The sequence below is a fragment of the Streptococcus sp. 27098_8_99 genome (genome assembly GCF_041431935.1).
In the GTDB taxonomy this organism is placed as follows: Bacteria; Bacillota; Bacilli; order Lactobacillales; family Streptococcaceae; genus Streptococcus; species Streptococcus parasanguinis_D.
Genome location: NZ_JAPVYQ010000004.1, coordinates 140,387 through 147,938, shown reverse-complemented (window position 1 = coordinate 147,938; position 7,552 = coordinate 140,387). Strand labels below are relative to the sequence as shown.

General features: G+C 37.1%; 9 protein-coding genes. 6 read left to right on the top strand and 3 right to left on the bottom strand.

Annotated features, from left to right (window positions below):
* Positions 1-101 precede the first annotated feature (101 nt).
* Entirely contained in the window at positions 102-782 is a 681-nt protein-coding gene (locus O3605_RS03805; protein WP_371585286.1) for an ABC transporter ATP-binding protein, read from the top strand.
* Positions 779-1,486, top strand: a complete 708-nt coding sequence (locus tag O3605_RS03800; RefSeq protein WP_371585285.1) for an ABC transporter — start codon at positions 779-781, stop codon at positions 1,484-1,486. The genes O3605_RS03805 and O3605_RS03800 overlap by 4 nt, the downstream gene beginning before the upstream one ends.
* A gap of 197 nt (positions 1,487-1,683) precedes the next feature.
* Here the strand turns inward: O3605_RS03800 and O3605_RS03795 are convergent, their stop codons facing one another.
* The 3 genes from O3605_RS03795 to O3605_RS03785 all read right to left on the bottom strand — a co-directional run bounded on the left by O3605_RS03795 (position 1,684) and on the right by O3605_RS03785 (position 4,736).
* Positions 1,684-2,214, bottom strand: a complete 531-nt coding sequence (locus O3605_RS03795; RefSeq protein ID WP_371585284.1) for a hypothetical protein — start codon at positions 2,212-2,214, stop codon at positions 1,684-1,686.
* A 686-nt stretch (positions 2,215-2,900) separates the two neighbouring features.
* Complete coding sequence (locus O3605_RS03790; RefSeq protein WP_371585283.1) at positions 2,901-3,911, bottom strand: YeiH family protein; 1,011 nt, start codon at positions 3,909-3,911, stop codon at positions 2,901-2,903.
* A 315-nt stretch (positions 3,912-4,226) separates the two neighbouring features.
* Positions 4,227-4,736: a helix-turn-helix domain-containing protein gene (locus O3605_RS03785; RefSeq protein WP_014712806.1), complete on the bottom strand. Its 510-nt coding sequence runs from the start codon at positions 4,734-4,736 to the stop codon at positions 4,227-4,229.
* 213 nt (positions 4,737-4,949) lie between these two features.
* Between O3605_RS03785 and O3605_RS03780 the strand changes: the two genes are divergently transcribed.
* The 4 genes from O3605_RS03780 to O3605_RS03765 are packed head-to-tail and all read left to right on the top strand — an operon-like array spanning position 4,950 to position 7,496.
* Positions 4,950-5,132, top strand: coding sequence for a hypothetical protein (locus tag O3605_RS03780; RefSeq protein ID WP_048790917.1), 183 nt, complete (start codon positions 4,950-4,952; stop codon positions 5,130-5,132).
* A 45-nt stretch (positions 5,133-5,177) separates the two neighbouring features.
* Positions 5,178-6,155, top strand: a complete 978-nt coding sequence (locus O3605_RS03775; RefSeq protein ID WP_371585282.1) for a replication initiation protein — start codon at positions 5,178-5,180, stop codon at positions 6,153-6,155.
* An 11-nt stretch (positions 6,156-6,166) separates the two neighbouring features.
* Positions 6,167-6,355 (top strand): DUF3173 domain-containing protein, encoded by a 189-nt coding sequence (locus O3605_RS03770; protein WP_000369785.1) that lies wholly within the window; start codon positions 6,167-6,169, stop codon positions 6,353-6,355.
* Position 6,356: 1 nt separating this feature from the next.
* Complete coding sequence (locus O3605_RS03765; protein ID WP_155199192.1) at positions 6,357-7,496, top strand: tyrosine-type recombinase/integrase; 1,140 nt, start codon at positions 6,357-6,359, stop codon at positions 7,494-7,496.
* Positions 7,497-7,552: the final 56 nt, after the last annotated feature.

Below are 7,552 nucleotides of genomic sequence, written 5' to 3'. Positions count from 1 at the left end.
GACCATTCGCGACGATTTTCTGACCGATTCTGACAGAGAGCCACAAAGCCTGTCCCTTTGAAGTATACTGTACACAAGATCAATAAGAAAAGAGGGATCGTATGTTTCAGGTAGCATCTATTACAAAATCGTTTAAGGAGAAAGCTGTATTAAAGGGAGTGTCTTTTTCGATAGAAGAAGGAGACAAAATTGCCTTGCTGGGAAATAATGGAGCAGGGAAAAGCACCCTATTCAACATTATCGCTGGGCAACTTCAGGCCGATTCGGGGACGATAAAGACTTCGCTTGATTTTCAAAGGGAAATTGGGATGATGCCACAGGGGGATCTGCTCATCGAGGATCTAACCCTTGCTGAATTCGTCGAATTAAAAAGCCGGATGAATCAGCTGAAGCAGGCTGATATCAATGGACTCTTAGAAATGGTTGAATTGAGAGAATCAAGAGAGCAGATGGTGGGAAGTCTTTCTGGTGGTCAAAAGAGACGCTTGTCCTTGTTGTTAACCATTTTGAATCATCCAAGGTTGATTTTTTTAGATGAGCCAACGACTGGTATGGACTTGGAAGCAGTGGATAATTTTTGGAAATTGCTGGAGCAGCAAGAGTTTACCTCTGTTGTGGTGACCCATGATTTTAACCAAATTGATGCCTTTTTTACAAAAGTCCTGATCTTAAAAGATGGTCGAATTGCTGCCACAAAGTCTGTCGAGGACATTCATCAGGCTGGTCAAACCATTGAGCAGTATTTCCGAGAAGAGATGAATAAAGGAGGGGAACAAGCATGAAAAAGATTCAATTAAAACAAGTTTTACGAAATAAGCGCTTTGTATTATTCACCATTATTTTACCCATAGGCTGGTATATCTTCTTTTATCAGCTTCAAAAAGGGGTTTCGCCAAGTATTTTATTAGGTATTGCCGTATTTATCGGGGTCATTGGCAATAGCCTTGCAACCTTTAGTAAGCGAATCGCCTCAGATATTGGCTTTTATTCTTTTGAATCCCACTTTACAAGCTATAGTGTCAAGAACTATTTATGGGATCAATCGATCGTACAACTGATTCTGAACAGCTTGATCTTTTTAGCAGTACTAGTAGTTGCTGTTTTAGGTTTTCACTTTCCAGTGACGACTAGCCTGTTGGTACAATTTTTCCTCTTATCCTTGATGGGGATCTACTTTAGCGTGATTGGCTTTGTACTCGGGGTCAGGGTAGATGCTAAGACGATTGATACCATTGGCTTTCCTGTCATTATTTTGGCCGCTATGACCATTATTCCCTTTGATACGCTTGGCGCAAGTGGAGGATTTATGGACATAGTTGGCAAGCTACAACGGGCTTTCCCAGGCTATTATTATACAAAGCTGATCCAAGATTTGACTGAGAAACAAACGATCGATGTCTCTCAATTGGCGCTCTTTGTTGCCGTATTTGGATTGAATTTGCTATTTTTCTATCTGCTCGTACCCAAAGGGGAAATGGGGAACTAGGAGCAGTTAAAAAGAGGCTGGGACAAAAGTCCTAGCCTCTCAATTGTTTTTGGATTGTCGAGCAAGACGCAGTGGTTGAGTGGGCTCTACTACGCTGATTTCATCAGCTTTTACAGCCCTACTCAACTGTGCGGAGGTGGGACGACGAAATCGAATTCTAACGAATTACCGATTTCTGTCCCACTCTCTTTTCTTTGCTATAAAACGGTTATTCGGTATTCTTCCGTCAAGTACTTGGACAGATCTTGCCAATCTTCTTCCTTAAATTTACAAAGATTGACGAAGAGTTTTACGGTATGGTGCTCTGTGTTAATGATGACATTCGATTTTGAGAGATTTTCTAGTGCTGTATTGTCCCTCAGTTGAAATTCGATAAAATAACTCTTACTATTCTGGTGATCTGGGTCACTAACGTCGACCTCTTTATAAGCTGCAGTTACCAAATCTTCCTTGGGGATAAAGATGTCTTTTGTCAGAATCAATCCCTGATAAGCATAGATCCCATCAGAAGTCAGCTCAAAGGCGATCTGACGACTGGTCAGTCTTTTGATCCCAGCAATGGTTGCATAGATCGCAATCAAAAATAAAAGGATCTGAATGAGAGTGATAAAAGTGATTTTTGGAAAACCCTCAAAACCTAGGATCGATAAAAAAGCTAAGTGGATAAAGAGCGCACAGGCAAAAGCCAGAGAGCCATATCCGACATATTTTGAATAATAGATTTTCATTTTGGACTCCTTACATTTAAGATGCAACGAAAACTTGGAATTTCAAGTACCCTTATCATAGCGGATTCGATGAAGAGCTGTCAAATGTTTGCTAGGGTTCAAAGGTGCTTTTTTATTTTAAATGGAATAACAATGATGCAGGATGTTCTAACTTCGTACGCTACATTATAGTATATAAAAATATGAGCCAAATGCTCTTAAGACAAGCAAAAAGCCTTGAGTTGTTTTCAAGGCTTTTTGTGCATAAAAAAATGCCCCCTACATGGATTTGGAAAGGATTTTCATATTGAGAGTAATTAAAAATATTGAAATATAAGTGATTTTAGGGAAGTACTTTTAGGTATTTCCAATGTCATGATTTAAAAATGGGGCAAAAGTGGGGCAAAAACGAATGACTCTCATTTGGTTTGAAAACCTATAATATCTAATGATTATGCTATACTAGAAATATAGTGTTGTTATCAATAAATATCAGTGCGAGACTAATCGGAGGATAAAATGGAAAAACAAATTAATGAAAAAATTATCGAAATGGATAGGGAATATCCCTTTTTATTTTGCTTTAAATCAGATTTTTGGATGGAATAGTAGATGATAAGACAAAATATCTTTGAAGATACAAAAAGACAAACGCCAAAAATGACGTTTGTCTACGTTCTGAGGTAGCCTTTAGGCTCCCTTTTTTCTTAGAAAATATCGATGAGTAATTGCATGCCAAGACTAGTCAGGATGATAGCGATCCAGCAAAGGGCTCCAAGAAGAATGGATTTTCCACTGGATTTGATCATAGCAACGAGGTTAGTTTTGAGACCAATAGCACTCATAGCCATGATGATGAGGAATTTGGAGAGCTGTTTGAGAGGTGAAAAGAAGCTATTGCTAACACCAAAAGAAGTAAGGACGGTAGTTAGCAGAGAAGCTAGGATGAAGTAGAGAATGAAAACGGGGAAGATTTTTTTAAGCTTTACTCCTTGGTTGTTGTCTTGTTGACGGCTTTGCCAATAGGAGAGGAAGAGAGTAATAGGGATAATAGCTAAGGTACGAGTCAGTTTGACAATGGTTGCAGATTCTAGAGTATTGGTATGATACAGACTATCCCAGGCGCTAGCTGTGGCTGTTACAGAGGAAGTATCGTTGACCGCAGTACCCGCAAAGAGAGCAAAACCTTCGTTGGAGAGATGGAGCCAAGAACCTAGAGTTGGAAAGATAAGAGCTGCCAAGACATTGAAGAAAAAGATGACAGAGATGGCTTGAGCCACCTCTTTTTCTTTAGCATGAATGACAGGGGCTGTAGCAGCAATAGCAGAGCCTCCGCAAATAGAAGAACCAACCCCAATCAAGGTAGCTATCTTTGTATCTAAGTCAAAAAATCTCTGGAAGAGATAAGCTACAATCAAGGCGATAGAAATGGTTGAAAGAATAACGGGAAGAGAAGATTTCCCAACTGCAAAAACTTGCGAAATATTGAGTCCGAAACCGAGTAAGATAACAGCGTATTGAAGTAATTTTTTAGAGCTGTAAGTCAATCCAGCATCCAGTTGTTTATAGGAAGTGAGAAAGGGGTAGAGAATCATTCCGATAAAAATGGCGAAAACAGGTGCTCCCACAACAGGCAGAAAGCCTCCTAAAACCCAAGAGATGATAGAAATGATCAGACAGACTAACAGTCCTGCCCAATTTTTTGATAGAAATGACATAAAAACCTCCGAAAATAAATATATCTTATTATAATCTTATCTGTCAGAAAAGTAAAATAGAAAGTAGGAATAAGGTTGTAAATTAACGGAATTTTGCGGTCAGAGAGCTTTTGTAGTTTAATAGATATATGTTCTTTGATCAATAAGGATGCAAATGTGGCATATGTTATTGAAAAAAATGAATTTGATGAGCCTGGATATGTGAAGTAATTATGTGAGATAAGAAAATAAATAAGAGAGTTGAAAATGTACTGCACCCCAAAAGTTAGACAGAAAAAATCTAACTTTTGGGATCAGTACATATCCTCGCTTTTTTTAATCTAATAGGTCCTTATTTTCAATTAAGAGTTCTAGTGGGGATTTATCTCTTGCTACAATAAAACCAGGTTCATATTGGTTATGAAATGTTCTTTTCTGAGAAGTTGGATCAATATACAACTCATCTCCATCTTCTGTGTATAGCTGGTTGCCTCTTGTTAGGTAAAGTAAATCCTCTAAGTACTGTCCATCAGTTTGTAGAAAATGTTCGATGTATTTGACAGCCTTTAAGATCTCACTTACTTTATCAGAGTATTCATTCGATTCAAGAACACTCTTTTCTAATTCAATCTCCTTACTCGTTCCAAAAAGTTGAGTTGGAGTTGCATTAAAATATTCTGCTATCTTATCTAAATTTGCAAAGGTAGGATAGCTTTTTTGTTTTTCATAATCAGAGATGGATTGTTTACCGATTCCTAAATCTTCCGCAAGTTGAGTTTGACTTACTCCTTTTTCTATGCGTAGTCGTGCCAAATTGGGTCCAAAATTTTGAATAATAAAGGTCATGATAAACTCCTATGTTGTATTTTAAACTTATTCTATCACCTATAAACTTACAAATCAAGTTTTTAGTTGACTACTCAAAATATTTTTTATAAAATATATTTATAACTTACAAATAAGTTATAAATGATACAAATAACTCATATGTTTAGGAATAGTGAGTGAGGAGGAATTTGAGGACGAGACTATGACTATGACTGATGACTATTCGAAGCCTTGGAGCTAGAAATTGTGTGGACAAGGGCAAGGGACGAGCCTGACGGGAAGTCAGGCGAAGTCCTGCAGGCTGCCGTCCAGACAATTTCTAGCCAAGCAAAAGCTGGCTATTCTAACAGCCAGCAAAAAGGTACACTTAGGACAACGTCCAAAGAACGACGGAACGAGCAAACGTTGATTTGACGGTGTTTCTGAGGCCTAAAAAATCTAAAAGAAGGGGGGACAATTTTGTTGGTTTCTATACAAGATTTAAGAAGCATTCAAGAACGATGTGAAATAGGAGAATTAGTACAGAGGTTAGATGTCAGTATTGATAGATTAACGGTTATCTGGGATACAGACACTGGTTCCCTAAGACGAATTTTCAAAAATCTGAAACAGGCAATAAGTACAAGAGTTGACTCATTTGAAATACATGATAACGTGCGAGATGATGTCTTTACTTTAGCTAAGGATTTTAATGAGTATGATTCAATCAATATTATATTTTTCCAATTATCCACTTATGGAGGTGAACAATTGATTCGAATTGATTTCAATCCTAATACTTTAAAAGAATTTGATGGAATGAAAGTTTGGAGGCAATTAATGTACTTTGCCAGATTGAATTCATTGACGGTACGTTTGTCTCGTTTTGATTTGGCATTTGACATTTTCAACAGGCCTGAAATCGTTAATTTGCAACATATTAAAGGTGGTGTTACCCATAAGGTTTTCTACGGTAGAGGGGGCGAATTAGAGACGAAATATTGGGGTTCTAGCGGTAGTAATGTACAAGTTAGGTTATATGATAAGAACAAAGAAATCATTGCTCACAAGCGCGAAGAGAAGCTAGATTTGGCTGTAAATCCGTTTTGGTGGAGATTGGAGTTCCAACTCAGAACCAAAGCGATTGGGGAGGAGATGGTCCAAGATATTATGAATCGACTTGATAATTTCGGATTTTATAAGCTAGATCATATTCGAGTGGAGCAAAGAGCATTTACAATTATCTTTCTCAACAATCCTGAACGGTTGTCATTGGCTTTTCCAAATTTAAAATCAGATAGCGTCAAAAAGAAAAAAACAAGAGTCCGCAAACTATTGAGAGAAGAAACGAACCAATTTGCGGAAGAATTAAAAGAAGTATTAATACAGAATCTCCCTAAATTAAATACAGAATTACAACTACTTGTAGGCGAGTTTCTGAATTTAGAAAATCAATAAGGAGGATAACTATGGATAATAATTTAATTAGCAACAAAGAATTAATTGAAATGGGCTATCGCCCTCACACTGCAAATGATATCATCCATCAGGCAAGAGAATTACTTGTATCACGAGGCTATACATTTTATAATCGCAAACGTTTGATGGTTGTTCCAAAAAGTGTTGTAAATGAGATTCTAGGAACAGAGGTGGCGTAATATGGCAAGTGTTCGTTACCGAAAGCGAGGAGATAGTAATTTATGGACCTATGAAATTCGTAACGAAGGAAAAACTGTTGCTCATAATAGCGGTTTTAAAACAAAAAAACTTGCAGAGTCAGAAGCTGAACCGATTCTGCAAGAACTTCGTTTAGGAAAAAGAATTTCTAGAGATATTTCTCTTGCCGATCTCTATCAAGAATGGCTTGAACTAAAAATTTTACCAAGTAGTAGGTCGGAAGAAACAAAGAAAAAATATCTTCTCCGTAAAAACACAATTGAAAGATTATTTGGAAATAAAAAAGTCACTCAAATTCGTGCGAGTGAATACCAAAGAATTATGAATAAGTATGGGCAAACAGTTGGTAGAAATTTTCTTGGTAGATTGAATACGGGGATTCATCAGAGCATCCAAATGGCAATTGCTGACAAAGTTCTAATAGATGATTTTACACAACATGTCGAGTTGTTTTCATCCAAAGAACAACAGATGACAGAAGAGAAATATTTACATACAGAAAAGGACTATCTGGATTTACTTTTAGCAGTAAAGAGAAAATTCGATTACCAACGTTCAATTGTTCCTTATATCGTCTATTTTCTATTAAAAACAGGCATGAGGTTTGGAGAGTTAGTAGCGTTAACTTGGAATGAGGTTGATTTTGACAGAGGATTGTTAAAAACATACAGGAGGTATAATACCCTTTCTCATAAATTTGTCCCTCCAAAAAACAAAACGTCTATTCGGATGGTACCGATAGATGAAGAATGCATTAAGATATTACAAGTCCTAAAAATTGAACAGGAGAAGGCTAATAAAGAGCTAGGAATCAAGAATAGGTATAAAATGATTTTTCAGCATTATGGATATATTCACTTGGTACCAGATATTGCAAGTGTCAATAAAGCTTTGAGTGTTCTCTTAAATGAGTTGGACATTTATCCAATTATCACGACAAAAGGAGCACGTCACACCTATGGAAGCTACCTCTGGCACAAAGGTTTTGACCTTGGAGTTATTGCAAAAATTCTAGGGCATAGAGATATTTCAATGTTAGTAGAAGTATATGGACACACTTTAGAAGAGAAAATTTTTGAGGAATTTAATCAAATCAGAGATATCTGGAGAGATTGCTCATAAAAAAATGTGGGGCAAATGATGGGGCAAATGCTCTTAAGACAAGCAAAAAAGCCTTG